Genomic DNA, 24,004 nt, shown 5'->3' with positions numbered 1-24,004 from the left:
TCCCCACGAGCCGCATGTGGCACCCCGTCGTGCCCCGTCCGACCGCTCGCGACCCGAATGAGGGCCGCCCACCCGAACCACACCTCCACACGGCCATCGAGGTGGCGTCACCACCCGGAAGAAGCACGTGACGCCGCCGCACGACACCACAGGGTTGGGATGGGATCACCTGATTCGCGCAAGGTCGTGCCGGGCAAGCGTTCCGCGCTCCTGGCACTTCGTTACTACGTAAGGGAGTTGGCACGGCTGCGGCGGCTGACGCTGCCCGCGATGCTGCTGCCGGCGCTGGGCAACATCGGCATCAACTACATCGCGCCGCTGGTCGTCGCGAAACTCGTCGGCCGCATCGCCGGCGACTCCGGCATCGGCGTCGGTTCGATGCTTCCCTACGTCCTCGCCTTCGGCTGCGCCCTGCTGCTCGCCGAGGCGCTGTGGCGCCTCGGCCTCCACTGCCTGAACCGTCTGGACGCCCTCGGCATCGAGCGCCTGTACGTGATCGGCATGGACGAACTGTTCGCCAGGGACGCCGCCTTCTTACACGACAACTTCGCCGGATCGCTCACCAAGCGGGTGCTGAGCTTCGCCTCCCGCTTCGAGGAGTTCGTCGACACGCTGACGTTCAACGTCGTGGGCAGTTTCGTGCCGCTGCTGTTCGGCTCGGTGGTGCTGTGGGGCTACGAACCGCTGCTCGTCGTCGGGCTCCTGGCGATGATCGCACTGACGGCGCTGTGTGTGGTGCCCCTCATCCGCCGCCGCCAGGCACTCGTCGATCAGCGCGAGGAGGCGATCGCCCGGGTGTCCGGCCATGTCGCCGACAGCCTGATGAACATGGACACGGTCCGGGCGTTCGCCGCAGAGGAGAGCGAGGCCGCCGAGCACCGGTCCCGCGTCGCCGAGTCGCGGCGTCTGACGCTCAAGTCCTGGGACTACGGCAACCTGCGCATCGACACACTGGTCGCGCCGATGTCCGTGCTGACCAACGCCCTGGGCCTGCTGCTCGCGGTCATGCTGGGCGGGGGCGAGCACGGTGTGGAGGCCGTCGTGGTCGCCTTCACGTACTACAGCAACGCCACCCGGATCATGTTCGAGTTCAACCAGATCTACCGTCGTCTGGAGAGTTCGATGACGGAGGCCGCACAGTTCACCGAACTGCTGCTGACCCCTCCGACCGTGCTCGACCCGGAGACGCCGGAGGTCCTTCGGTCCCGGACCGGCGATGTCCGCTTCGAGCGGGTGACCTTCGCTCACGGAGGCGGCAAGCCGCTCTTCGAAGGGCTCGACCTGGCCGTGTCCAGCGGGTCCAGGATCGGGCTCGTCGGCCGGTCGGGCGGCGGCAAGACCACCTTGACCCGGCTGTTGCTGCGGATGACCGACATCGACGCGGGCCGGATCCTGGTCGGGGGTCAGGACATCAGCAGCCTGCGACAGGCGGACCTGCGCAGTCTGATCGCCTATGTGCCGCAGGACCCGGCGATGTTCCACCGCTCACTGCGGGACAACATCGCGTTCGCCAGGCCGGACGCCACCGACGCCGAGATCCGGCGTGCCGCCGAGGCGGCGCACGTCACGGAGTTCGCCGACGCGCTGCCGGACGGCTTCGACACCATGGTGGGCGAGCGTGGTGTCAAGCTGTCCGGCGGACAGCGGCAGCGGGTCGCCCTCGCCAGGGCGATCCTGCGCGACGCGCCGATCCTGCTGCTGGACGAGGCGACCAGCGCGCTGGATTCCGAGAGCGAGATCCTCGTCCAGGAAGCGCTGTGGCGGCTGATGGACGGGCGGACTGCGCTGGTCGTGGCGCACCGGCTGAGCACCGTCGCCGGCATGGACCGGCTGGTGGTCCTCGACCGCGGCCGGATCGTCGAGCAGGGCACCCACCGGGAGCTGCTCGCATCGGAGGGCGCCTACGCGAAGCTGTGGCAGCACCAGTCGGGCGGCTTCCTCGGCGACAGTCCCGCGCGGGCCGAACTGCACTGATCGCGTGCCTGGGCCCTCGGCGCCCCGACACGCGATCCCGTGCTGCGAAGGGGACCTCGGTGGCCGGCCTCCGGCCGCCGTCGTTCCCGCGGTCACCGCATGATGTTCACCGCGCGGGCCACGACCAGGCCCACGGTGACGATGGAGACGGCCGACTGCATGAGCATCAGCAGTTTCGCCCACCGTGACATGGGCATCGTGTCGGTCGGGCTGAACGCGGTCGCGTTGGTGTACGAGACGTAGAGGTAGTCGAAGAACGCCGGTTCCCAGTCCCGGCTGACCAGCTCCTGCACCTGCATCTGCGGGAAGAGGAAGTCGGGATGGGCGCGGTGGGCGTGCGCACGCGCGACGGGGCCACCACGGTCGAACTCCCAGTACCACAGGGCGAAGACCACGATGTTGGTGCCCCAGATGCCGGCCGCGACCAGGAGCAGTGAGCTCGCGGAACGCTCCTCGTGCCCGGTGAGCAGGGCGGTGAGCAGCAGCACCAGGGACCAGGCGTTGGCCAGGCTGGCGATCGCCGCGAGGGCCAGGGACGCGCTGCGGAGCGGAACCGACTCGCGATTGATCCTGCCCGGATTGCTGAGCAGCAGCACCGCAAGGAAGACGCCCTCCACGGCGGGCAGCAGCCAGTGAGGGTGAAGGGTCAGCTTTCGGGGCTCCGCGAGTTGGGCGGCGATGATGAGCGCCAGAACCGCGGCGACCTGCCAGCGGTGCTCACCGTCGGTCGGCCGCCGCCACGCGGGGACCTTGGCCTTCTGCGGTGCATCAGTCATGCGGGTAAGTGTCGTACGGCCTTCGGGCGGTTCCTTCGCAGGGGAGCGGTGCGCGCGTCCGGGTCGCCGGGCTCCCCGAACGGGAGCCCGGCGGACGGTTCAGGACTGCGTCTCGGCGCGGTCGGTCGTGCCCCAGAGCGTGTGGAAGCTGCCCTCGCGGTCGACCCGCCGGTAGGTGTGCGCGCCGAAGTAGTCCCGCTGGCCCTGGGTGAGGGCGGCCGGCAGGCGCTCGGCGCGCAGGGAGTCGTAGTACGAGAGGGCGGCGGAGAACGCCGGCACCGGCACACCCCTGCGGGCCGCCGTGGCGATCACCTCGCGCCAGGGCACCTGGGCGTCCCCGATCTCGGCCGCGAACCCCGCGTCGGACAGCAGGCTGACCAGACCCGGATCGGTGGCGTAGGCGGCGCGGATGCGGTCGAGGAAGGCGGCGCGGATGATGCAGCCGCCGCGCCAGATCCTGGCGACCGCGCCGAGGTCGATCTCCCAGCCGTACTCCTCGGCGGCGTCCAGGATCATCTTCCAGCCCTGGTCGTAGGCGATCAGCTTCGAGGCGTAGAGGGCCTGTTCGACCTGTGCGGTGAAGCGCTCGGCCTCGTACGGGGTGAGGTCCACTGCGTGCCGCCCGGCAGTCCGCGGTAGGCACGGCGCAGCGCGGACTGGCCGGAGGCGGCGCGGGCGAAGGTCGCCTGGGCGATGGCGGTGACGGGGGAGCCCAGGTCCAGTGCGGTCTGCACGGTCCAGCGCCCGGTTCCCTTCTGCCCGGCGGCGTCGGCGACGACGTCCACGAACGGCTCGCCGGTCGAGGCGTCCACGTGGGCGAGCACCTCCGCCGTGATCTCGATCAGATACGAGTCCAGGCGCCCCTTGTTCCACTCGCGGAAGATGCCGGCGATCTCGGCGGGGGAGTATCCCGCCACCTGGCGCAGCAGGTCGTAGGCCTCTCCGATCACCTGCATGTCCGCGTACTCGATGCCGTTGTGCACCATCTTCACGAAGTGCCCGGCGCCGTCGGTGCCGATGTGCGTCGTGCACGGCTCGCCGTCGACCTCGGCACTGATCTTCTCGAACATCGGTCCGAGCGAGGCATATGACTCCGGGGAACCGCCGGGCATGATGCTCGGTCCGTGCAGGGCGCCCTCCTCGCCGGCGGAGAAACCCGCGCCGACGAAGTGGATGCCCTGATCGCGCAGCGACCGCTCCCGGCGCCGCGTGTCGGAGAAGTGTGCGTTGCCACCGTCGATGATCATGTCCCCGGGCTCCAGGAGCGGCGCGAACTCCTCGATCACGGCATCGGTCGCGTCGCCCGACTGAACCATGATCATCAGGCGGCGCGGACGCTCCATCGCCGCCACGAACTCCTCGGCCGTCTCGGCGGCCACGAACGCGCCCTCGTGCCCGAACTCCTCGACCAGCGCCTTGGTTCGGGTCGGGGTGCGGTTGTGCACGGCCACGGTGTACCCGTTCCGCGCGAAGTTCCGGGCCAGGTTGCGGCCCATCACCGCGAGCCCGGTGACGCCGATCTGCGCGGTCGCCTGCATGCTGTGCTCCTTGGGTCCGGATCCACCGCCCCCGGGTGTCCCTCGGGTGCGGCGGACCTCGCTCGGTGCGGCTCGTACCGCTGTCGCGATCAGGTACGGACGGCGGGGCGGGAGTTGCTCACCGCGGGGAGCGGGATCTCGGCGCGCCACCGGAGCGCGCGCCGGTGGCGCGCGCCCGACCGGGCGAGGCCGGCCGCGTCAGGCGCCGAGGACGTGGAGGGAGACCCAGAGCGCCGCCACCGCGCACACCAGTGCGGTCGGCACGGCGATCGCTCCGAGCCGGGTGAACTCCTTGAGGTCGACGGCGTGCTCGTGCTGGTGGACGATGCGCCGCCACAGCAGTGTGGCCAGCGAGCCGGCGTAGGTGAGGTTGGGGCCGATGTTCACGCCGAGCAGGACGGCGAGGACCGCGCCCGGACCCGACGGGACGGCCAGCGGCAGCAGGACCAGGACCGCCGGCAGATTGTTGATCAGATTGGCCAGCACGGCGGCCAGGGCGGCGATGCCCAGCAGCGCGGGCAGGCCGGTCCCGTCGGGGAGCACCCGGCCGAGCGCGCCGGCGAGCCCGTTGTCGACGACTGCGCGCACCACCACGCCGAGCGCCAGTACGAACGCCAGGAAGGAAGGCGCCGCCGCCCGCACCACCGTGAGGGGGGTGGCCCGGCGCCGGACGAGCGCACGCACGGCCAGGACCAGCGCTCCGGCCAGCGCCGACCATGCGGGGTCGATGCCGAAGACGGACGCGACCACGAACCCGGCGAGCGTGCAGGCCACGGTCAGCAGGGCGAACAGGGGGAGCGCGGGCGGCTCCTCCCGCACCGGGGCCGCGGCTCCGGCGCCGAGGTCCCGATGGAAGAACCTGCGGAAGACGACGTACTCGGCGGTGACGGCCACCAGCCACGGCAGGGCCATCAGGGCGGCGAACCGTGTGAAGCTCAGCCCCGAGGCGCCGAACGCAAGCAGGTTGGTGAGATTGGAGACCGGCAGCAGCAGCGAAGCCGTGTTCGACAGATGGGTGCAGGCGTAGAGGTGGGGCTTGGGACGGGCGCCCATATGGGCCGCCGTGGCGAACACCACCGGGGTGAGCAGCACGACCGTGGCGTCCAGGCTGAGCACGGCCGTGATCACCGAGGCGAGGGTGAACACCGCGGTCAGCAGCCGACCGGGCCGGCCGGCCGCCCAGCGTGCCATCCAGGCGCCGCACGCCCGGAACAGCCCTTCCACGTCGCAGAAGTGGGCCAGTACCAGCACCGCCGCCAGAAAGCCGACCACCGGCCCGAGCCGCTCGGCCTCGGCCCCCGCATGGGCCGGGGAGATGGCGCCGGTCGCGATCGCGATGCCTGCCGCCGGAACCGCGACCACGGCTTCCGGCAGCCCGAACGGACGCACCACGGCGCCGGCCAGTACGGCGACGAGCAGAACGATGGAGAGGGCCTCGGCGAGCGGGGTGTTCAGAGTACGGTCCTTCCGGAACGGATTCGGCGGTGCCCTTCCATCACACCAGGTCGGACGGCATCGCTCGACGCGCAGCGCCCCGGATGACGGTGCGGCGTCGCCGTCACCCACCCGCCCGCAGTCGCCATCCGTGGTCCACCGGACCGATGCCGGCCCCCAGGGCGAAGCCCGCCGCGATGGCCTCGGTGACGTACTCCTTGGCCTGCCGCACGGCCTGCGGCACCTCCAGACCCTGCGCGAGCCCCACCGCGACCGCCGAGGCGAGGGTGCAGCCCGTGCCGTGGGTGTGCCGGTTGTCGTGGCGCGGAGCCCGCAGCCAGTGCTCCTCGCGGCCGTCGGTCAGCAGGTCGACGGCCGCACCGGGCAGATGCCCGCCCTTCACCAGCACCCATCGGGGCCCGTACGAGAGCAGCTCCGCGGACGCGCGGCGCATGCCCTCCTCGTCGGTCACCGCGATGCCGGTCAGCTCCGCGACCTCGTCCAGGTTCGGCGTGGTCACCGTCGCGCGCGGCAGCAGCCTGGTGCGCACCGCGTCCAGCGCGTCGTCGGCGAGCAGCCGGTCCCCGTGCTTGGAGACGCTCACCGGGTCCACCACGACCGGGACCCCCACGTCCGCGAGCAGTTCGGCCACTACGGTGACCAGGCGGGGCGAGGCGAGCATCCCGGTCTTCACCGCCTGGACGCCGATGTCGTCGACCACGCTGCGGTACTGTGCGCGCACCGCATCCACCGGCAATTCCCAGGCGCCCTGCACCCCGACGGAGTTCTGCGCGGTGACCGCGGTGACCACGCTCATGCCGTGGGCGCCCAGGGCCAGCATGGTCTTGAGATCGGCCTGGATCCCGGCGCCGCCCCCGGAGTCGGAGCCGGCGATGGTCAGGACGCGCGGCGGCGCGGTCATGCGCGGCCCTCCTCTCGGACGCGCAGCGGGGCGTACACCGCGAGGGCCACCAGGAACGCCACGTAGTACGAGACGTCGGCGCCGTGCAGCGCACGGGCCACCGGACCCACGTACAGGCCCGTGTCCATGAAGGGCACCGCTGCGGCGAAGGCGGCGGCGAAGGCGAGCAGCGGTGGCCACACCGACCGCGGCCGGGCCGTCTCGGCGGCGAGATCGGCCACCCGGCCGCGCCGTACGAGCCAGTCGACGACCACGATCGCCACGAATCCGGGGATCCAGTAGCCGACGAACAGCAGCACGTTCTGGAAGCGGGCGGTGGTGTCGGCCGCGTGCATCCACAGCACCAGCGGGAATCCGAGAGCGGCGGCGAGGGCGGCCGCCACCGGGCGCGGTGTGCGCAGGCCGATGGTCTGCAGCGCCAGCGAGCCGCTGTAGTCGTTCATGGCGTTGCTGCACAGGGCCGCCAGCGCCACCGCCAGCAGCCCGAACGCGCCCGGCGCTCCGCCGCCGAGCAACTGGTCCACCCCGGCGGCCGTCTGGTCGGTGAGCGCCGAGGCACCCCACAGGCCGAGGACCTGCACGGCCAGGAAGGACACCACCAGACCGAGCAGTGTGTACCAGAACATCCGGGTCCGGGACGTGGTGCTCGGCAGATAGCGGCTGAAGTCGCTGGCGTACGGGGCCCAGGACAAGGTCAGGCTCAGGGCGATCGTGCTGGTCAGTACGAACGCGCCCGCCCGGTCCGCGCCGTGTGCGCTGCCCGTCAGGGCAGGATGGACGCCGGCCGGCATCCGTACGGCGATCAGCGCGAAGGCGGCCGCGAGGACGAAGGTCATGACGATCTGGAGACGGTGGATCGCCTCGTAACCGAGCACCCCGAGCGCACCCTGCCCCAGCATCATGACCAGCACCCCGAGCCAGAACGGCCAGCCGCACAGGCGTGCGAGCGCGTCCCCGCCGAACAGGCCGATCAGTGCGTCCCAGGCGATCGAGGACAGCCATTGCAGGGCTCCGGGCAGCACCACCGCGCGTCCGAACGCGAGCCGGGCGAGCGGGAGCTGGCCCGCGCCGGTGCGGCTTCCCCAGGTGCCGAGGTAGGCCGTGGGGACGGCGCCCAGTACCGTGCCCAGCACCACGGCGACGAGCGCCGTGCCGAAGCCGAGGCCGAGCGTGATGCCGATGGTGCCCGTGAAGACACCGGTCATGGTCAGATTGGGGGCGAACCACACCGTGAACAGCCGGCCCGCGCCGCCGTAGCGGTTGCTCTCGGGGACCGGTTCGATGCCGTGTCCCTCGACCCTGAGATCCCCGGGAGCGGTGGGCATCCGTCCGTCGAAGACGGTCCGCCGGCCGTCGGCGGGCAACCCGCCGGAGACATGCGCCAATGGCATGAAAGACATCCCTCCGCCAGTACGAACTGGTTCAGGTTCAACGGGTGTGATCTCAGCCCGCAGATGGGGCACCCCGTGTCCGGTACGGCGGCAAGACTAACCCGAGCCGCCGGATGTGCCATACACAAGGGCCGCCACCGGATACCGTGGCGGCCGGTCGGAGCCTTGCGGCGTGGCGCCGCCCGTGCCGGCCGGTCCCACCGGCCCGAGTCGCTCGTGCGGCGTGCCCGGGACGGCCCGGACCGCCTTCCTGACGGCGCGGCACCCATCAACGCCCGGTCCGTGGCGCCGGATTCGGTGTCCGCGACGGGCTGAACCGGCGCTCCCGGACCGCTGTCCCGGTGGGCACGGCCGCCTTCACCGCGACGATCGCCGACCCCTCCGGCGGTCCTGCTCGAGCGTCACCTTCTCCACCACCTCGCGCATGACCCGGATGTCGTCGTCGGTGAGGTCCATACGCCGCTTCTGCAGGATGGCGACGACGCGGGGGCCGTCCGCCCTGCCGGGGGATCCCGTGTCATCGTCGGCGTCCTGGACCCGCAGCCAGGCCGCGAGTTCCTGGGACGTCATGTTCACCACCTGCTGGAACTCGTCCCACAGTGCGTCCGTCTCCAGGGCGTCGGCCATCGTGAACTCTCCTCTCGCCCTCGCGGGTCGCCCTCCGCTCCGTACGTGCTCGTGTCCGTATGTGTGCCCGTCCGCTCAGTCCTCCCGCGGCCAGTTCTCCGCCTCGAACATCCAGCGCTGCTTCTCCAGCTCCGCGGTGAGCCCGATCAGCAGGTCCTGGGTGACCGGGTCGGGTTCCGCGGTCGCGTCGATCCTGGCGCGCAGACGCCCGATCGCCGTCCCGAGCGACTCGACCATCAACCGGACGACGTCGGTGTCGCGCAGCCAGCCCTCCTTCGCGTCCGGGAGGCCGTAGGCGGAGCCGATGGTCTCCGGCCTGCCGTCTGGCGGGACGCCGAGCGCGGCCGCGCGTTCGGCCACGGTGTCGGAGTAGGAGCGTGCCGTGGCCACCACCTCGTCGAGTTGGAGGTGGATCGAACGGAACCTCGGTCCGACGATGTTCCAGTGGGCCTGCTTCGCCATGAGGGAGAGCCCGACCAGGTCGACCAGCGTTTCCTGCAGGGCTTCCCCGGTGATGGCACGTGCGGGCTCGGGAAGGGTGCTGTGCACCACGGTCATCGTGCGCTTCTCCTTGTCATGCGCCGCTTTCTGGACCGGAGCAGTGCGGCGCGTTCCCTCTCGTCGGTGCCTCCCCAGACGCCCGCCGTCTGCCCGGTGTCCAGTGCCCACTCGAGGCAGTCGGCAGCGACCGGACAGCGTCGGCACACACGCTTCGCGGCGGCGGCCTCCACCAGAGCCGGTCCCGTCGTGCCGACCGGGAAGAACAAGTCGGGGTCCTCCTCCACGCATGCCGCGTGCCGCAACCACTCCATGGGCGCCCGGGTGCCCGAGAGGCAGGGGGTGAAACCCGGCGGGAGGCGGGCGATCCGGGGATACCGAAGAGGTGGTTCTTCCCAGTGGCGGCCCGGCGTTCTATAGTCAAAAACTAGCAGTGCTAATTACTCGTCGAGGGTGCTCAGGAGTCCCGTCGTGCGTACCGTCCACTTCGCGGCAGCCCGCCGCACTCCCATCGGCAGACTGCGTGGCGCTCTGTCCTCCGTGCGGCCCGACGACCTCGCGGCGACCGTGATCCGCGGTCTGATGGCCGACGTGCCCGCCCTGGACCCGGCGCGCATCGACGACGTCTACTGGGGCGCCGCCAACCAGGCGGGCGAGGACAACCGCAACGTGGCCCGCATGGCCGCCCTCCTCGCCGGCCTGCCCGAGTCCGTGCCGGGCGCGACGGTCAACCGGCTGTGCGCCTCCGGCCTGGAGGCGGTCACCACGGCCGCCCGCACCGTCGCCGCCGGTGAGGCCGACATCGTGCTCGCGGGCGGCTCGGAGTCCATGAGCCGCGCCCCGTTCGTGCTGCCCCGCCCCGACGAGGCCCTGCCCCACCGCATGGAGACCGTGGACACCCGCCTCGGCTGGCGGCTGGTCAACCCGGCGATGAAGGACCTCCACGGTCTGCTGTCCATGGGCGAGACCGCCGAAGAGGTCGCCGAGCGGTACGGCATCACCCGCGAGCGCCAGGACGACTTCGCCCTGCGCAGCCACCGGCGGGCGGCCGACGCCCGCAAGAACGGATGCTTCGACGCCGAGCTGCTTCCCGTCACCAGGGCGGACGGTGTCACCGTCACGGCCGACGAAGGTGTGCGCGAGGACACGTCGTACGAGAAACTCGCCCGTCTCAAGCCGGTGTTCCGCGAGGGCGGCACCGTCACGGCGGGCAACGCCTCACCCATGAACGACGGTGCGGCGGCGCTCCTCCTGGTCAGCGAGGAGGCTTTGAACGAGCTGGGCCTGCAGTCCCTCGGCCGCTATGTCGCGGGGGCCTCGGCCGGTGTCCACCCGGACGTCATGGGCATCGGCCCCGTCCCGGCGACCGAGAAGGCGCTCGCACGCGTCGGCTGGACGATCGGCGACATCCAGGAGGCCGAGTTCAACGAGGCGTTCGCCGCCCAGGCCCTCGCCTGCGTGGACCGCCTCGGGATCGACCCGGACCTGGTCAACCCCACCGGCGGCGCCATCGCCCTCGGCCACCCGCTCGGCTGCTCGGGCGCCCGCATCCTGACCACCCTGCTGCACCGCATGCGGCGCACCGGTGCCGGCCGCGGCCTCGCCACCATGTGCGTGGGCGTCGGCCAGGGCAGCACGGTGCTCGTCGAGCGCGCTTAGGACCTGTCGTCCGGATCATGCCGGGATCCGGACGACAGGCCCTGGCAGCCGAGGACGAGGGCGGTCGCCGAAACCGCCCGGCCGGCGTCAGGAGCTCGTGAGAACGACGAGCTGCTGGGTCGCCCGGGTCATCGCGACATAGCGGTCGACCGCCCCCTCGACACCCGTCCCGAAGGCCTCCGGGTCGACGAGGACGACCAGGTCGAACTCGAGCCCCTTCGACAACTCCGCGGTCAGCGACCGCACGCGTGGTGTCGCCCGGAACGTGGGATCGCCGATGACACAGGCGACCCCGTCGGCATGCCCGTCGAGCCAGCCGGCGAGGATCGAGTCCCGGTTCGCGACGCGGCCGTGGACGACGGGAACTCCGGTGCTGCGGACGGACGTCGGCACATTGGCATCCGGGAGCACGGTCCGTACGGCCGGCTCGGCCTCCGCCATGACCTCCTTCGGCGTGCGGTAGTTGATGGTCAGGGACGCCACATCGATCCGGCCGAGCCCGATCCGCTCGAGCCGCTCACGCCACGACTCGGTGAACCCGTGCCGTGCCTGGGCCCGGTCCCCGACGATGGTGAAGCTCCGGGAAGGGCAGCGCAGCAGCAGCATCTGCCACTCCGCGTCGGTCAGTTCCTGGGCCTCGTCCACGACGATGTGCGCGAACGGGCCGGCCAGCGGTTCCTGCGCGGTGCCGGGCAGCGCGGCCTCGTCGATCAGACTGTCCTGCAGATCCCGTCCGCGCAGCATCGTCACCGCTCCCTCGCCGTCCTGGTCGGCCGCGAGCACGTTGTCGATGACCGCGGCCATGCGCTCGCGTTCGGCGGCGACTGACGCCTTGTGCCGGCGCCTGCGTCTCGACGACTCCGGGTCGCCGAGGCGCTGCCGGGCGGCGTCCAGAAGCGGCAGGTCCGACACCGTCCAGGCCTGGGGGTCCCTGCGCTGCAGCCTGCGGACGTCGTCGGGGTTCAGCCAGGGAGCGCACAACCGCAGATAGGCGGGTACCGACCACAGGTCTCCCACGAGGTCGGCGGCTTCGAGCAGCGGCCAGGCGCGGTTGAGGGTCCCGACCAGCTCCTCGTCACGTTGCAGCGCCCTTCGGAACAGATCGGGCGAGATGTCGTCGTCGTGCTTGTCCCTGAGCGTCGTGAGCAGGGCCTCCCAGATCTGGTCGCGCGCCTCGTTGTGCGGGGTACCGGGGTCGGGTGCCTCGAACGCCTCGGCCCAGTCGTCCGCAGTCAGCCGAACGTCGGCCCAGGGAGTGGTCACCGACATTGCGGCGGTGGGCGGCGACTCGTAGAACCGCACGGCCGTCTCGACGGCCTTCACCATGCTCGCGGAGGACTTCAGCCGGGCGACGGCCGGGTCGGTCTCGAACGCCGCTCCGGCCCCCTCCGCGACCAGGTCCCGCAGGGTGCAGGTCCGCACCCCGTCCTCTCCGAGGCTCGGCAGGACGTCGGAGACGTAGGCCAGGTACGGCTGGTGCGGGCCGACGAACAGCACGCCGCCCCGACGGTGGTCGATGCGGGGGTCGGAGTAGAGGAGGTAGGCGGAGCGGTGCAGCGCGACCACGGTCTTTCCCGTGCCGGGACCGCCGTCGACGACGAGGGCGCCGGGAGAGGCCGCCCGGATGACGGCGTCCTGGTCGGCCTGGATGGTGGCGAGCACGTCCCGCATCCGGTCCGAGCGGCTGCCGCCCAGCTCGGCGATGAAGGCGGACTGGTCGTCCAGAGCGGCGCGCCGCGCCAGTCCGTCGGCGGTGAACACCTCGTCCCAGTAGTCGCTGATCCGTCCGCGGGTCCAGCGGTACCTGCGGCGGCTCACCAGACCCATCGGATGGGCGTGGGTCGCCGCGAAGAACGGCTCGGCCGCCGGCGAGCGCCAGTCGATCAGCAGGCGGCGCCCCGTACTGTCCGTCAGGCCCAGTCGCCCGATGTACAGGGGCTCGGGGCTGTCCGCGTCCACCATGTGGCCGAGGCACAGATCCAGGCCGAAGCGACGCAGGGCGCGCAGACGGGCGGTCAGCCGGTGGACCTCCGCGTCCCGGTCCATAGCCTGCCGCCCGATGCCACCGGGCGACTTGAGTGCGGCGTCGAGGCGGTCGGACAGTTCGGCGATCGTCTGCTCCAGAGTGTCGGCGATCGCCGCGAAGTGCCGCTCGTCATCGGCGATCAGCAACGGGTCGGCCTTGGCGGAGAGGTTGTCGGGCAGGTCGAACGCGCTGGTGGTCAGGAAGTTCATGTCAGCAGCTCCGATCCGGGTTCGCGTCCGCCGAGTCCGGGGCCGCACACACGTGCGGCCCCGCGCCGAGCGCCCGCGACGGCAGTACGCGGCATCCCACCGGCACAACGTCACGGCACGCCCCATGAACCGACAAAAGCAAATGCACTTCGTGAATCTCCCATTTCCGCAAGTTCCGGCGTCGGTGTGCGATTGTGCGGCACGAACCGGGCCTTGCCGCAAGCCCCCCGGTGCGCTATACGTTGAGAGTGGCGAGGGGTGCGTGTCCACATCCGCACCGATCGGCCCCGGTGGACGACAGACCCTCGCGAGGCGCCAACGGACCCCGGGCGTGCGGGAACACAGGACCCGGATCGTCGCGGATCACCAGGCGAGACACCCCTGACGCGGCGAGATGCGTGGGCATAGCATCGGTCACCGCATGAACACGATGACGCTCTGGGACATATCCCTGTGGGGGTTCGCCGCGCTGGCCTTCGCCGCGCTGCTCGTCGGCTTCTCCAAGACCGCCGTGAGCGGCGCCAACACCGTCAGCCTGGCCATCTTCGCCGCCGTCCTGCCCGCCCGCGCCTCCACCGGCGTGCTGCTGCCCGTCCTGATCGTCGGCGACGTCCTCGCCGTCCTGACCTATCGTCGGCACGCCCACTGGCCGACCCTGTGGCGGCTGTTCCCGGCGGTCGCCGCGGGCGTCGTGCTCGGCACGCTGTTCCTGGTGTGGGCCGACGACGCGGTCGTACGGACGTCGATCGGTGCGATCCTGCTGCTGATGGCGGCGGTGACCGTGTGGCGGCGCCGACGCGCCGACCAGGACGTGGAACCGGACTCGGTGACCACACGGGCCGGCCGTGCCAAGGCACGTTCCTACGGCGTCCTCGGGGGCTTCACCACGATGGTGGCGAACGCGGGCGGCCCGGTGATGTCGATGTATCTCCTTTCGGCCGGATTCCGCAAGCTCGGCTTCCTCGGCACCTCGGCCTTCTTCTTCCTGATCGTCAACGTCTCCAAGGTGCCCTTCAGCGCGGGTCTCGGGCTGATCGACGGCCGCTCACTGCTGCTTGACGCGGCGCTCGCGCTGTTCGTGGTGCCGGGCGCGTTCCTCGGGAAATGGGCGGTCAACCGGATCAATCAGCGGCTGTTCGAGCAACTGGTGATCGCGGCGACGGTCGTGGGCGGCGTCCAGCTGCTGCTGCGCTGAGCCCGCGTCACACCGGTGTCCGCCCGACTACCGGAGCAGGGCGGGAAGGTCGGCGAAGGAGTCGAGGACGTGATCGGGCGCACCGCTCGCCGCCCGGTGCGTCTCGGGCAGATACTTGCCGGTCCTGACCAGGGCCCCGGTGATCCCGGCTCGCTGGGCCGCGAGCACGTCGGACTCGATGTCGTCGCCGATCATGAGCGCCTGATCCGCGCCGACCCCGAGATGGGCGAGAGCCGCCTCGAAGAACGCGGGCGACGGCTTGCCGGTGACGACGGCCTCGGTGTGTGCGGCCTTCTCCAGCCCCAGCAGGAACGCCCCCGAGTCGAGTTGCAGACCTTGGTCGGTGCGCCAGTACAGGTTACGGTGCATGGCGACCAGCCGCGCGCCTCTTTGCAGGTGGCCGAAGGCCCGGTTGAGTGCCGGGTAGTCGAACTCCGGGCCGGCACCTCCGAGAATCACGACGTCCGGGACCGTGTCCGCGTCGTCGACGAAGCAGACGCCGGTGAGATCCTCGCGGATGTCGCCGCTGTTGAGCAGCGAGCACCGTGCGCCCGGCAGACGGTCCGCGAGATACGCGGCCGTGACGGCGGGTGCGGTCAGGATGTCCTCGGCCGCGACGGGAAAGCCCACCGCGGAGAGGGTCCCGGCGATCGATGCGCGGGTGCGGGAGGTCGTGTTGGTGAGCAGGGCGACGGCGAGACCGGAGTCACGGATCTCGTGCAGGGCGTCGACCGTGCCGGGCAGGGGCTGCCAGGAGACGGTGAGGACCCCGTCGATGTCGATGAGGACGGCACGCACTGAATCCATGGCAGGACCCTAACGAGGCCGGCGGCCACCCGCCCTGCGGCGTGCGGGACACGATGCGACCGCCGCGCCGTCCGGCCGCGGGTACCGGCAGGAGACCGGAGGGAGGCCTGCCCGTACCCTCGGCACCATGTCCCCGCACGTCCTGGTCCTCGGCGGCACCGCAGAGGCACGTGAACTCGCCGCGTCGCTCGTCTCCCGGCACGGGGTGCGGGTGACCACCTCCCTGGCAGGGCGGGTGTCCCGGCCCGGTGCGCTCGAAGGTGAGGTTCGCGTCGGGGGTTTCGGCGGCGTCGAGGGACTGGCCGACTGGCTCCGGGGGCACCGGGTCGACGCGCTGGTCGATGCCACGCACCCGTTCGCCACGGGCATCACCGCGAACGCGACACGGGCGGCGGTGGCCACGCGCGTTCCGGCCGTGGTGCTGCGCAGGCCCGGCTGGAGCGCGGTCCCCGGAGACCGCTGGCACGATGCGGCCGACTTGGAGGACGCGGCGGCCCTGGTGCCCGCGCTAGGCCGACGGGTGTTCCTCACCACCGGTCGACTGGGGCTCGCGGCCTTCGCGGGCCTGGCCGGTATCCATTTCGTGGTGCGGTCGGTGGAGCCCCCACAGCCGCCCATGCCGCCGGACACCCGGGTGCTCTCGGCCCGCGGGCCGTTCACGGTCGAGGACGAGACGGCATTGCTCGTCGAGCACCGCATCGATGTGCTCGTGACGAAGGACAGCGGGGGAACGGCGACGGCGGCCAAACTCACGGCCGCGCGCGATCGCGGGCTACCCGTGGTCATGGTCCGCCGTCCGCCGCTGCCCGACGGGGTGACCACGGTGCCGGACGTCGTGGGGGTGCTGTCGTTCCTGGGGCTCGGTCCCCGATGACGGACGCATGGGCCGTGCCGACGGCGTGCACCGTCCCGTCGCGGTGATGCGCCCTCTTCACCCACGCCGGCAGTCGTGCGACGACGGTCGTCCTTCGTCGCCCGTCGTGCCGGGCGGGCGTTCGCGCGGTGCGCCGCGACGAACCGCCCGTTCCCGTCGCGGGGTTGGAGGCATCGTGTCGAGAAAGTCGTGCGTGCTGCTGGGGCACGGAAACGGAGCGTCGGCAACCGGCGACAGCACGGCAGATGCGCGTGACACGCCCCGCGACGCCGACATGATCCAAAGACAGGTCCTAGCCGCGCGGACGCCTGCGCAGCAGATAGGTGTCCATGATCCAGCCCTTGCGCTCCCGCGCCTGAGCGCGCAGGCGCTCGATGTGCTGTGTCGTTTCGGCCAGTGGACCGGAGACGAGGATCTCGTCCGGAGTGCCGATGTAGGCACCCCAGTAGATGTCGATGTCCTGGTCCGCGTACTGCCGGAAGGTCTGATGGGCGTCGAGCATCACCACGACGTCGTCGACCCCGTCGGGGAACCCCTCCGCCAGCCGCCGGCCCGTGGTGATCTGCACGGGCCGGCCCACCCGGTTGAGTCCCGTGCGGTGCCTTGCGACGAGTGCCGAGACGCTGCTGATGCCGGGCACGACGTCGTAGGAGAACGTCACCCCGCCCCGGTCCAGGATCTCCTCGAGGATGCCGAGCGTGCTGTCGTACAGCGCCGGGTCGCCCCACACCAGGAACGCTCCGGTCTCGTCCTCGCCCAGTTCCTCGACGATGAGCCGCTCGTAGATGCCGGCACGCGCCGAACGCCAGTCGCCGACGGCGGGGGAGTAGGCGGCGCCCCCGGCGGAGCGGTCGCGCTCCGGATCGCGCGCCTCGACGAGGCGGTACGCCCCCTCGGGCACATGTGCGTCGAGAATGTCCCGGCGCAGCTGGACGAGGTCCGACTTCGACTCGCCCTTGTCGAGGATGAAGAACACGTCCGTGCTCCTCAGCGCCTTGACCGCCTGCAGGGTCAGTTGGTCGGGGTCGCCCGCTCCGATGCCGATGACATGAATCTTTCGCACCCCCCGAGTCTGCCGTACCGCGCGGGCGGGCGGCCCGACGCCCCCGCCTCCGCCCGCTACGGCCGCCGGCCGCAAAGCCGGGGGGCCCACTCCCGCGCGTCGACCTTGGCCGCGTCCCGCTCCACCATCGCGGCCAACTCCCTTGCCCAGGAGATGAGTTCCGCCAGTGCCATGCCGTACGGACGGCTCTGTCCCGACTGTGCGGCCCAGCCCTCCACGGCCGTGGCGCCGCGCCGCAGCAGCCGGGTGCCACCGGTGGCGTTGCCGCGGGCCGCGTGCGTGAGTCCGACCGCCAGTTGGGCGAGCCCGCGCCACAGGGGGCGCTCCCCTTCGGGCCCGGACTTCCAGGCGTCCTCGAAGACCTCGTGCGCATGGAACGGTTTCCCGGCGTCCAGCAGGGCCTGGGCTTCGGTGACGCTGTTGTCAGGAGTCCGCAGGACCCCTTCGGGCTGGCGTGCGACCCCCTGGGCGTCGTACGGAAGGGGCCGCCCCAGTCCGTCCCGCGGCCGGGCGTTGCGGGCCCGCCCTTCCGCGTCCCGGTCGCGCCCTCGACGAGCCCGGGCTTCCGATGCGTCACTCATACCCCGATTGTCCCGCACCTCCCGCTCGCTTCGGGGCAGTACCTGCCGTGGGGTAAAGTTCTGTCCGCGCGATCACGCGGATCACCGCGGAAAGCGCACCGGGACGTGGCGCAGCTTGGTAGCGCACTTGACTGGGGGTCAAGGGGTCGCAGGTTCAAATCCTGTCGTCCCGACGGCGACGTCGGAAGTCTTCTCGGGTCAGGGGCTCTCTTTGCGGGGGCCCCTGACGCGTGAGCGCCGCGGCAACCCTCGTTCGCTCCTCGCCCACGCTTCGCGTCGGTGCCGTGCGGCACCTGTCGATCGTCCTCGGGTCCCGGTGTGCGGCCGCCTCAGTCCGCCTGCTCCGCGGAGAAGCTCACCTCCGCCGTGTCCATGGTTCCGCCGCGGCGCCCGGGAGCCTTCTGCCACTGCCAGTAGAGGTTCGTGTGCGCGATCACCTGCTCCGGGGCAGGCGCTCCGTATGCCGTGAGGTCCTCCGTGGTGTGCGCATCGGCGACCAGCGTCGCGTCGTATCCACGGACGAGGGCCCCGTGCAGGGTCGAGCGGATGCAGGCGTCGGTCTGGGCACCCGTGACGACGAGCCGGCCCACTCCCTGCCCGGCCAGCACCGACTCCAGGTCCGTCTCCTCGAAGGAGTCCAAGTAGGTCTTGTGGATGAGCGGTTCCGCGTCGCGCCGGACCAGCTCCGGGACGTAGTTCCAGCTCTCGCTGCCCCGCACGAGCTCGGCGCCGGAGTGCTGCACCCAGACCACCGGGACGTCCTCGGCGCGGGCCTTGTCGATCAGGGTGTTGATGTTCGCGATCATTTCGTCGCGGTTGTGGGAGCCGTCCACGACCCCGTTCTGGACATCTATGACGAGCAGTGCGGTACGGGGCCGGTCGGGAAGGGTCGTCATGGTGTCTCCCGTTTCTCGTCCTGGAACTGACCGGCCCCCACAGTAGGCCGCACCACTGACAGCGGCGACCGCCGTCCGGCCGGACGTCAGCGCAGCAGCTCCGCCAGACGGCGCCACGCGGCACGCGGCAGGGCGTCGCGGGGCCCGGCGTCGACCACTTGGACGGCGACGTGGTCCGCGCCAGCGGTATGGAACGCCTCGATCCGCTCCCGGATGCGGTCGTCGTCGCCCCAGGCGAACAGCGCGTCGACCAGGCGGTCGCTGCCGCCGTCGGCGAAGTCGTCCTCGGTGAAGCCGAAACGGAGGAGGGAGTTGGTGTAGTTGGGCAGGGTCAGGTAGAGGGCGAGGGTGCCGCGGGCCGTCGTACGGGCCCGGTCCGGGTCCGTGTCCAGGACGACCTTCGTCTCGGGCGCGAGAAGCGGTGCGGTGCCCAGGATCTCCCGGGCCACGGCGGTGTGTTCGACCGTCATCAGGTACGGATGCGAGCCGGCGGCGCGGTCGCGGGACAGTTCCAGCATCTTCGGCCCGAGTGCGGCGAGGACCCGGCGTCCCGCGGGGACCCCGGCGGCATCGAGCGCGTCCAGGTAGTCGACCATGGCCGAGTAGGGGCGACGGTACTGTTCCGTCATCTTGGCGTGACTCACGCCCAGTCCGAGCAGGAACCGCCCGGGACGGTCCTTCTCCAACTCGCCGAAGTGCGCCGCGGTCCCGGCGGCCTCGTGCTGCCAGATGCTCTGGATGCCGGTCGCCACGACAAGCCTCGAGGTCGCCTCGATCAGCGGGACCGCGTGGCGTACCGTGGCGCTGCCGCCGAGCCAGACGGCACCGAAACCGAGTTCTTCGAGTTCGGCGGCGGCATCGGCCAGTTCGCCGCGTCGCGCCTGGTCCTCCGAACGCAGTCCCACGCTCCAGACGCCGTGCCGTCCGACGGCCGCCTTCAGCGGGCCTGCGCCGTCCGTGCCTGTGACATCACCCATCGGTTCCCCATCCCTCCGCGCTCGGTGCAGCGCCGTGCTCCTGCATCACTTGATCACAGCAGAACCCAACGGATCGACGGCACGGCGCATTCCACGCCGGATGTACTCCTCGTGGGGCGGTACTTCACCTTGGGGCGGGGCACTTCGCAACCGGCGGGTGGTGGTTCCCTGCGGCCGCACGGACGCGGGCCCGACCGCCGGTCCCTGCCTCCGGAACCCGGTCGGCCGGCCGGTCCGCCCCGAGCCGGCCGGCAGCCGGGAGCGGGCGCAAAGCCGTGACAACGGGCTCATATAGGCTGCTCGCTCCGGTTCCCGCAGTCCGAGTGCCCGGGAGTGTTTCCAGTGACCGTAACGATCGATCCGTCCGGAGCGACGGGTTCGCCCGGGGACGAGCAGCCCGCGCGGGAGGCGTCGGCCGTCAACGCACCGGTCGTCCGGGCGACGCCCGCGGACGACGGGTTCTGGGTGGAGCCGGCGGCCACGGGCGACGCGGAGGCGTCCGACGTCGACGGGACGGTGGCGCGTGACGCCCACGATTTCGGGGTGTACGCCCGCACCGGCGGCTGGGCGTTCGCCCTGAAGGTGGCGCGCAGCGTACGGCCCGGCGGGCAGCCGGCGGGGGAGACCCCGAAGATCTCCGCCAAGCGGTTCGCCGAGCTGGCGGGATGCTCCCCGGAGCGGGTCATGCGGTACTACAAGGCGTGGGACAAGGCGGCCGACGACGGTCTCGTCCCCCACTTCGAGATCCTCGTCCCCGGCCAGGAGATCGCGCTGCCGGACTCCGACGCCTGGCTCGCCTACTACACGGCCCGCACCAGCGCCGCGTCCGAGCGTGGTCAGGCCATCGCCGCGTCCGCCGAGGCCGAGGGCATCCGGCCGACCAAGGCGCTGGAGGTCGCCGAGAATCCCACCGCACTGCGTGCCGCGATCCTGGCCGACCCCGCCACCGCCCGGGCCGCGCGTGCCGCCCTTCTCGACCGGCTCCGGGAGGACCCGGCCCTGCAGACCGAGCTCGCCCGTGACGTCGCCAGGACGGACGAGTTGAAGAAGGCGGTGGCCACCGAGAGCCGGGTCGCGGACCGTATCGGGTACGTCCGGCAGATCGTGGAGAAGGGCCAGGTCAAGACCCCTGCGGGGCAGACGATCGATGCGCCCGCCGAACTCCGTGCGCAGGCCGAGCGTCATCTTTCCCTGATCGACGAGCTGGACGACGGGGAGGAGGCGGGACCGTGGGCCGCCGAGGCGTACGACACGGTGAAGGAACTCGTGGCCCGGACCGTCGAGGCCGACCCCGACCTGCGTCTTCGGGAGCGCCGCACCAAGTTCTACAGCAGCCTGCAGCGGGCGACGAAGGTGTTCGAGGAGCTGACCCTCGACGACGTCGAGGACCTGGACGACCTGTATGAGGACGACATGCTCCAGCGGCTGGAGGAGCTGCAGTCCGCCGTGGGCAGCTGCATCGCGGTCCTGCGGGGAGCGGCACCGCCACAGGCCTGATCCTGGCGGAAGGTGGCCCACGGCGTCCGCCGCGGCCGTCCCCCCGCCGTCACCCGGCGAGTACCTCCGCCCAGCGGCTGGTCCCCTCAGGGTGCACCTCCACGCCGTACCGGGCCGACAGCGCGGCGACGATGCACAGCCCCCGGCCGTGCTCGTCCGGATCGATCGTCGCCGACGAGCGGCAGGTGGGTACGGCCGGTCCCATGTCGGTGACCGCGACGCGTACGGCATCGCGCCCGTTCAGCCGGGCACGCGACAGCCGTAGTGCCGCCGGCGGGAAGGCATGGACGACCGCGTTCGTCAGCAGCTCCGAGATCACGAGAAGCACATCCTCTGCGACGCCCGCGGGCAGGTTCCACCTGGTCAGAATGGCCTCCGCGCGTCGGCGCACGGTGGAGACGGCTCGGGGAGAGTGCGGGAGCGGGAAGACGTACTCCACTCCCTCCACAGGCGCGGCGTTGAGCTGCGCTATTGCCATGTGCCCTCCTCCTCGGGGCGAGCCGCCGGCCGGACGCCGGGCGTTCAGGCACGTTATGGACGGAGATCCGGCGGGTCAATGAGGGGTGGTCGGCATTACCGAACGCCGTCCTGAACCGGGAGGCGATCCGGATTAGGATCGGCTCATGGCCGGGCCAGTCCAGTCCATCGAGAGGGCGGCGGCGATCCTGCGCTTGCTCGCCGGCGGTCCCCGCCGGCTGGGGCTCGGCGAGGTGGCGTCGTCGCTGGGGCTGGCCAAGGGCACCGCCCATGGCATTCTGCGTACGCTCCAGCACGTGGACTTCGTGGAACAGGACGAGGCGACCGGAAAGTACCAGCTCGGAGCGGCACTGCTGCATCTCGGCACCAGCTATCTCGACGTCAACGAGCTGCGGTCGCGCTCGATCAACTGGGCCGACGCCCTGGCCGCCCGCAGCGGGGAGGCCGTCCGTCTCGGTACACCACTGGAAGGCAAGGTGCTCGTGGTGCACCACGTCTTCCGGCCGGACGACACCCTTCAGACGCTGGACGTGGGCACGCTGCTGCCCCTGCACGCCTGCTCCCTGGGCAAGGTGCTGCTGGCCTTCGGCGCCGAGCCCGTGGAGCCGCTCGTGGACGCGGGCCTCGAGGAGTACACCCGGCACACCCTGGTGCGCTCCGAGGATCTCAGCAGGGCCCTCGTCGAGGTGCGGGAGCTCGGCTGGGGCGCAGAGGTGCAGGAAATGGCCATGGGGGAGGCAGGCGTCGCCGCGCCGATCCGCGGGCACGGCGGCCTTGTGGTGGGTGCGATCGGAGTGTCGGGACCGGTCGAACGGATCTGCGACACCAAGGGCCGGCCGCAACCGGCCCTGATCACCTTGCTGCGGGAAGCCGCACGGGCGATCTCCAGAGACCTGGGCGCGGCCCGCTGGTAGCTCCCGGCGCCGCCGCGACGCATCGGAAGGCAGTCCCGATCATGGTTGAACGGTATGTGATGTCCATCGACCAGGGCACCACCTCCACGCGATGCATTCTGTTCGACCACCGCGGACGGCTGGTGACGGTCGCCCAACGAGAACACCGGCAGTTCTTCCCCCAGCCCGGCTGGGTCGAGCACGACGCCTCGGAGATCTGGCGCAACCTGGAGCGCATCGTGCCCGAGGCGCTGTCCGGCGTCGGCATAGACGTCGGGCAGATCACCGCCATCGGCATCGCCAACCAGCGTGAGACGACGGTGCTGTGGGACCGGCGGACCGGTGCCCCGGTGTGCCGGGCGATCGTCTGGCAGGACGTCCGGACCGCGCAGCTCGTCGAGGACCTCGGGCGGAGCCCCGGCGACGCGTTCTTCCTCGACCGCTGTTGTCTGCCCCCCTCCACCTACTTCTCCGCGCCCCGGCTCCGCTGGCTGTTCGATCACGTCGACGGCCTGGAGCAGCGGGCACGGGACGGTGAGGTGCTCTTCGGGACGGTGGAGAGCTGGGTGATCTGGAACCTGACCGGTGGCGCGGACGGCGGCCTGCACATCACCGACGCCACCAACGCCAGCCGTACGATGCTCATGAACATCCGCACGCTGACCTGGGACCCGGAACTGCTGGAGTTCTTCGGGGTCCCGAGCGCGATGCTGCCGGAGATCCGGCCGTCGATCGAGACCTACGGGCAGGCCCGCTCCGTGCTCCCCGGTGTCCCGATCACGGCTGCGCTCGGCGACCAGCAGGCGGCCCTGTTCGGACAGACCTGCTTCTCGCCGGGTGAGGCGAAGTGCACCTACGGCACCGGCAGCTTCCTGGTGATGAACACCGGTACCGATCTTGTGCGCTCCCGGCACGGGCTCCTCACCACCGTCGCGTACAAGATCGCGGATCAGCCCACGGTCTACGCACTCGAGGGCCCGATCGCCGTCACCGGTTCACTGGTCCAGTGGTTCCGCGACCGCCTCGGCCTGATCAGCAGCGCGCCCGAGATCGAGACGCTCGCGCTCACCGTCGAGGACAACGGCGGTTGCTACATCGTCCCCGCGTTCTCCGGCCTTTTCGCACCCCACTGGCGCAGCGACGCCCGCGGCGTCATCGTCGGGCTCACCTCGTACATCACCAAAGGGCACCTGGCGCGGGCCGTCCTCGAGGCCACCGGCTGGCAGACGCGCGAGGTCGTCGACGCCATGAACGCCGACTCGGCGCTCGCGATGAAGGAACTCAAGGTGGACGGGGGCATGACGTCCGACAACCTGCTCATGCAGTTCCTTGCGGATGTCCTCGACCTGCCCGTGGTGCGGCCCCTGGTCGCGGAGACGGTCTCCCTCGGGGCGGCGTACGCCGCCGGCCTCGCGGCCGGTTTCTGGCCCGACCTGGAGGTTCTGCGCCGCAACTGGCACAGGGCGGCGCAGTGGATGCCCGACATGGACCCGGAACGGCGGGAGTGGGAGTACGAGTGCTGGAAGCGCGCCGTCGAGCGGTCTCTGGGCTGGATCAGGCCGTCGGGACCGGCGTGACCGGATGCGGCCGGGGCGACTGGACGCGGTCCCCGTAGCACCATGAGTCGTTGAAATTTGCACGACATTGACGCTCGCACCTTTCGCCCGTTTTGGTAGGGTGACGTTCGCCA

The 24,004-nt window shown here is 71.2% G+C and carries 21 protein-coding genes, 1 tRNA gene, 1 pseudogene and 1 riboswitch; of the genes and pseudogenes, 8 read left to right on the top strand and 15 right to left on the bottom strand.

Features of this window, described 5'->3' with window-relative positions:
* Nucleotides 1-159: 159 nt before the first annotated feature.
* A complete protein-coding gene (locus tag ADL25_RS11500; protein WP_079050302.1) occupies nucleotides 160-1,974 on the top strand; it encodes an ABC transporter ATP-binding protein in 1,815 nt (604 codons plus the stop codon).
* Between the two features lie 92 nt (nucleotides 1,975-2,066).
* On the opposite strand, the gene ADL25_RS11495 is transcribed toward ADL25_RS11500, so the two are convergent.
* The 8 genes and pseudogenes from ADL25_RS11495 to ADL25_RS11460 all read right to left on the bottom strand — a co-directional run bounded on the left by ADL25_RS11495 (nucleotide 2,067) and on the right by ADL25_RS11460 (nucleotide 9,474).
* Nucleotides 2,067-2,750 carry a DUF1345 domain-containing protein gene (locus tag ADL25_RS11495; RefSeq protein ID WP_059127571.1) on the bottom strand — a complete coding sequence of 228 codons (684 nt, stop codon included), beginning with the start codon at nucleotides 2,748-2,750 and terminating at the stop codon, nucleotides 2,067-2,069.
* A gap of 99 nt (nucleotides 2,751-2,849) precedes the next feature.
* Nucleotides 2,850-4,288 (bottom strand): annotated as a pseudogene (gndA, locus tag ADL25_RS11490) (NADP-dependent phosphogluconate dehydrogenase).
* 198 nt (nucleotides 4,289-4,486) lie between these two features.
* Nucleotides 4,487-5,743, bottom strand: coding sequence for an arsenic transporter (locus tag ADL25_RS11485; RefSeq protein ID WP_059127609.1), 1,257 nt, complete (start codon nucleotides 5,741-5,743; stop codon nucleotides 4,487-4,489).
* A gap of 103 nt (nucleotides 5,744-5,846) precedes the next feature.
* Complete coding sequence (gene thiD / locus ADL25_RS11480; RefSeq protein ID WP_059127570.1) at nucleotides 5,847-6,644, bottom strand: bifunctional hydroxymethylpyrimidine kinase/phosphomethylpyrimidine kinase; 798 nt, start codon at nucleotides 6,642-6,644, stop codon at nucleotides 5,847-5,849.
* Nucleotides 6,641-8,035 (bottom strand): purine-cytosine permease family protein, encoded by a 1,395-nt coding sequence (locus ADL25_RS11475; RefSeq protein WP_059127569.1) that lies wholly within the window; start codon nucleotides 8,033-8,035, stop codon nucleotides 6,641-6,643. Before ADL25_RS11475 ends, thiD begins: the two co-directional genes overlap by 4 nt.
* Nucleotides 8,027-8,121, bottom strand: a riboswitch (TPP riboswitch). It overlaps the preceding gene by 9 nt.
* A gap of 271 nt (nucleotides 8,122-8,392) precedes the next feature.
* Nucleotides 8,393-8,662 (bottom strand): DUF3140 domain-containing protein, encoded by a 270-nt coding sequence (locus tag ADL25_RS11470; RefSeq protein WP_059127568.1) that lies wholly within the window; start codon nucleotides 8,660-8,662, stop codon nucleotides 8,393-8,395.
* A 75-nt stretch (nucleotides 8,663-8,737) separates the two neighbouring features.
* Nucleotides 8,738-9,220: a Dps family protein gene (locus ADL25_RS11465; RefSeq protein WP_059127567.1), complete on the bottom strand. Its 483-nt coding sequence runs from the start codon at nucleotides 9,218-9,220 to the stop codon at nucleotides 8,738-8,740.
* A complete protein-coding gene (locus ADL25_RS11460; RefSeq protein ID WP_059127566.1) occupies nucleotides 9,217-9,474 on the bottom strand; it encodes a WhiB family transcriptional regulator in 258 nt (85 codons plus the stop codon). The genes ADL25_RS11465 and ADL25_RS11460 overlap by 4 nt, the downstream gene beginning before the upstream one ends.
* Before the next feature lie 157 nt (nucleotides 9,475-9,631).
* Here ADL25_RS11460 and ADL25_RS11455 point away from each other — a divergent pair, with 157 nt between their 5' ends.
* A complete protein-coding gene (locus tag ADL25_RS11455) occupies nucleotides 9,632-10,819 on the top strand; it encodes a thiolase family protein (protein ID WP_059127565.1) in 1,188 nt (395 codons plus the stop codon).
* 87 nt (nucleotides 10,820-10,906) lie between these two features.
* Here ADL25_RS11455 and helR read toward each other — a convergent pair whose 3' ends face one another.
* Complete coding sequence (helR, locus tag ADL25_RS11450) at nucleotides 10,907-13,054, bottom strand: RNA polymerase recycling motor ATPase HelR (RefSeq protein ID WP_059127564.1); 2,148 nt, start codon at nucleotides 13,052-13,054, stop codon at nucleotides 10,907-10,909.
* Between the two features lie 421 nt (nucleotides 13,055-13,475).
* On the opposite strand from helR, the gene ADL25_RS11445 reads away from it, so the two are divergent.
* The gene (locus ADL25_RS11445) at nucleotides 13,476-14,249 is read left to right on the top strand and encodes a sulfite exporter TauE/SafE family protein (RefSeq protein WP_059127563.1); all 774 of its coding nucleotides are present in this window, start codon (nucleotides 13,476-13,478) and stop codon (nucleotides 14,247-14,249) included.
* Between the two features lie 27 nt (nucleotides 14,250-14,276).
* Here the strand turns inward: ADL25_RS11445 and ADL25_RS11440 are convergent, their stop codons facing one another.
* Nucleotides 14,277-15,056, bottom strand: coding sequence for an HAD-IIA family hydrolase (locus ADL25_RS11440; RefSeq protein WP_059127562.1), 780 nt, complete (start codon nucleotides 15,054-15,056; stop codon nucleotides 14,277-14,279).
* A gap of 127 nt (nucleotides 15,057-15,183) precedes the next feature.
* Here ADL25_RS11440 and ADL25_RS11435 point away from each other — a divergent pair, with 127 nt between their 5' ends.
* The gene (locus ADL25_RS11435) at nucleotides 15,184-15,930 is read left to right on the top strand and encodes a cobalt-precorrin-6A reductase (RefSeq protein WP_059127561.1); all 747 of its coding nucleotides are present in this window, start codon (nucleotides 15,184-15,186) and stop codon (nucleotides 15,928-15,930) included.
* Nucleotides 15,931-16,222: 292 nt separating this feature from the next.
* Here ADL25_RS11435 and cobF read toward each other — a convergent pair whose 3' ends face one another.
* Both cobF and ADL25_RS11425 read right to left on the bottom strand, forming a co-directional pair.
* Nucleotides 16,223-16,993, bottom strand: coding sequence for a precorrin-6A synthase (deacetylating) (gene cobF / locus ADL25_RS11430; protein ID WP_059127560.1), 771 nt, complete (start codon nucleotides 16,991-16,993; stop codon nucleotides 16,223-16,225).
* Between the two features lie 56 nt (nucleotides 16,994-17,049).
* Nucleotides 17,050-17,574, bottom strand: a complete 525-nt coding sequence (locus ADL25_RS11425) for a DUF309 domain-containing protein (protein WP_059127559.1) — start codon at nucleotides 17,572-17,574, stop codon at nucleotides 17,050-17,052.
* Between the two features lie 99 nt (nucleotides 17,575-17,673).
* Between ADL25_RS11425 and ADL25_RS11420 the strand changes: the two genes are divergently transcribed.
* Nucleotides 17,674-17,747, top strand: a tRNA-Pro gene (locus ADL25_RS11420).
* A gap of 156 nt (nucleotides 17,748-17,903) precedes the next feature.
* On the opposite strand, the gene ADL25_RS11415 is transcribed toward ADL25_RS11420, so the two are convergent.
* Both ADL25_RS11415 and ADL25_RS11410 read right to left on the bottom strand, forming a co-directional pair.
* The gene (locus ADL25_RS11415; protein WP_059127558.1) at nucleotides 17,904-18,470 is read right to left on the bottom strand and encodes a cysteine hydrolase family protein; all 567 of its coding nucleotides are present in this window, start codon (nucleotides 18,468-18,470) and stop codon (nucleotides 17,904-17,906) included.
* Nucleotides 18,471-18,556: 86 nt separating this feature from the next.
* Nucleotides 18,557-19,447 carry an LLM class F420-dependent oxidoreductase gene (locus tag ADL25_RS11410; protein WP_059127557.1) on the bottom strand — a complete coding sequence of 297 codons (891 nt, stop codon included), beginning with the start codon at nucleotides 19,445-19,447 and terminating at the stop codon, nucleotides 18,557-18,559.
* A 342-nt stretch (nucleotides 19,448-19,789) separates the two neighbouring features.
* Here ADL25_RS11410 and ADL25_RS11405 point away from each other — a divergent pair, with 342 nt between their 5' ends.
* Nucleotides 19,790-20,944: a hypothetical protein gene (locus ADL25_RS11405; RefSeq protein WP_079050301.1), complete on the top strand. Its 1,155-nt coding sequence runs from the start codon at nucleotides 19,790-19,792 to the stop codon at nucleotides 20,942-20,944.
* 49 nt (nucleotides 20,945-20,993) lie between these two features.
* On the opposite strand, the gene ADL25_RS11400 is transcribed toward ADL25_RS11405, so the two are convergent.
* On the bottom strand, nucleotides 20,994-21,422 hold the full coding sequence (locus ADL25_RS11400) for an ATP-binding protein (RefSeq protein WP_059127556.1): 429 nt from the start codon (nucleotides 21,420-21,422) through the stop codon (nucleotides 20,994-20,996).
* Nucleotides 21,423-21,567: 145 nt separating this feature from the next.
* Between ADL25_RS11400 and ADL25_RS11395 the strand changes: the two genes are divergently transcribed.
* Both ADL25_RS11395 and glpK read left to right on the top strand, forming a co-directional pair.
* Nucleotides 21,568-22,335: an IclR family transcriptional regulator gene (locus ADL25_RS11395; RefSeq protein ID WP_059127555.1), complete on the top strand. Its 768-nt coding sequence runs from the start codon at nucleotides 21,568-21,570 to the stop codon at nucleotides 22,333-22,335.
* Between the two features lie 41 nt (nucleotides 22,336-22,376).
* Nucleotides 22,377-23,891, top strand: coding sequence for a glycerol kinase GlpK (gene glpK, locus ADL25_RS11390; protein WP_059127554.1), 1,515 nt, complete (start codon nucleotides 22,377-22,379; stop codon nucleotides 23,889-23,891).
* Nucleotides 23,892-24,004: the final 113 nt, after the last annotated feature.

It is taken from the genome of Streptomyces sp. NRRL F-5122 (genome assembly GCF_001507435.1).
GTDB lineage: Bacteria > Actinomycetota > Actinomycetes > Streptomycetales > Streptomycetaceae > Streptomyces > Streptomyces lannensis.
Note: the sequence above shows the minus strand (reverse complement) of the source record. Positions and strands in the feature narration are given on the sequence as shown.

What these genes read in the sequence shown, in the direction of transcription:
- ADL25_RS11410 (WP_059127557.1), bottom strand. Translation starts at nt 19,447, where the DNA reads ATGGGTGATGTCACAGGCACGGACGGCGCAGGCCCGCTGAAGGCGGCC.
- ADL25_RS11475 (WP_059127569.1), bottom strand. Translation starts at nt 8,035, where the DNA reads ATGCCATTGGCGCATGTCTCCGGCGGGTTGCCCGCCGACGGCCGGCGG.
- ADL25_RS11440 (WP_059127562.1), bottom strand. Translation starts at nt 15,056, where the DNA reads ATGGATTCAGTGCGTGCCGTCCTCATCGACATCGACGGGGTCCTCACC.
- ADL25_RS11470 (WP_059127568.1), bottom strand. Translation starts at nt 8,662, where the DNA reads ATGGCCGACGCCCTGGAGACGGACGCACTGTGGGACGAGTTCCAGCAG.
- ADL25_RS11495 (WP_059127571.1), bottom strand. Translation starts at nt 2,750, where the DNA reads ATGACTGATGCACCGCAGAAGGCCAAGGTCCCCGCGTGGCGGCGGCCG.
- ADL25_RS11395 (WP_059127555.1), top strand. Translation starts at nt 21,568, where the DNA reads ATGGCCGGGCCAGTCCAGTCCATCGAGAGGGCGGCGGCGATCCTGCGC.
- ADL25_RS11465 (WP_059127567.1), bottom strand. Translation starts at nt 9,220, where the DNA reads ATGACCGTGGTGCACAGCACCCTTCCCGAGCCCGCACGTGCCATCACC.
- thiD (WP_059127570.1), bottom strand. Translation starts at nt 6,644, where the DNA reads ATGACCGCGCCGCCGCGCGTCCTGACCATCGCCGGCTCCGACTCCGGG.
- ADL25_RS11435 (WP_059127561.1), top strand. Translation starts at nt 15,184, where the DNA reads ATGTCCCCGCACGTCCTGGTCCTCGGCGGCACCGCAGAGGCACGTGAA.
- ADL25_RS11400 (WP_059127556.1), bottom strand. Translation starts at nt 21,422, where the DNA reads ATGGCAATAGCGCAGCTCAACGCCGCGCCTGTGGAGGGAGTGGAGTAC.
- glpK (WP_059127554.1), top strand. Translation starts at nt 22,377, where the DNA reads ATGGTTGAACGGTATGTGATGTCCATCGACCAGGGCACCACCTCCACG.
- ADL25_RS11445 (WP_059127563.1), top strand. Translation starts at nt 13,476, where the DNA reads ATGAACACGATGACGCTCTGGGACATATCCCTGTGGGGGTTCGCCGCG.
- ADL25_RS11500 (WP_079050302.1), top strand. Translation starts at nt 160, where the DNA reads ATGGGATCACCTGATTCGCGCAAGGTCGTGCCGGGCAAGCGTTCCGCG.
- helR (WP_059127564.1), bottom strand. Translation starts at nt 13,054, where the DNA reads ATGAACTTCCTGACCACCAGCGCGTTCGACCTGCCCGACAACCTCTCC.
- ADL25_RS11460 (WP_059127566.1), bottom strand. Translation starts at nt 9,474, where the DNA reads ATGGAGTGGTTGCGGCACGCGGCATGCGTGGAGGAGGACCCCGACTTG.
- ADL25_RS11415 (WP_059127558.1), bottom strand. Translation starts at nt 18,470, where the DNA reads ATGACGACCCTTCCCGACCGGCCCCGTACCGCACTGCTCGTCATAGAT.
- ADL25_RS11425 (WP_059127559.1), bottom strand. Translation starts at nt 17,574, where the DNA reads ATGAGTGACGCATCGGAAGCCCGGGCTCGTCGAGGGCGCGACCGGGAC.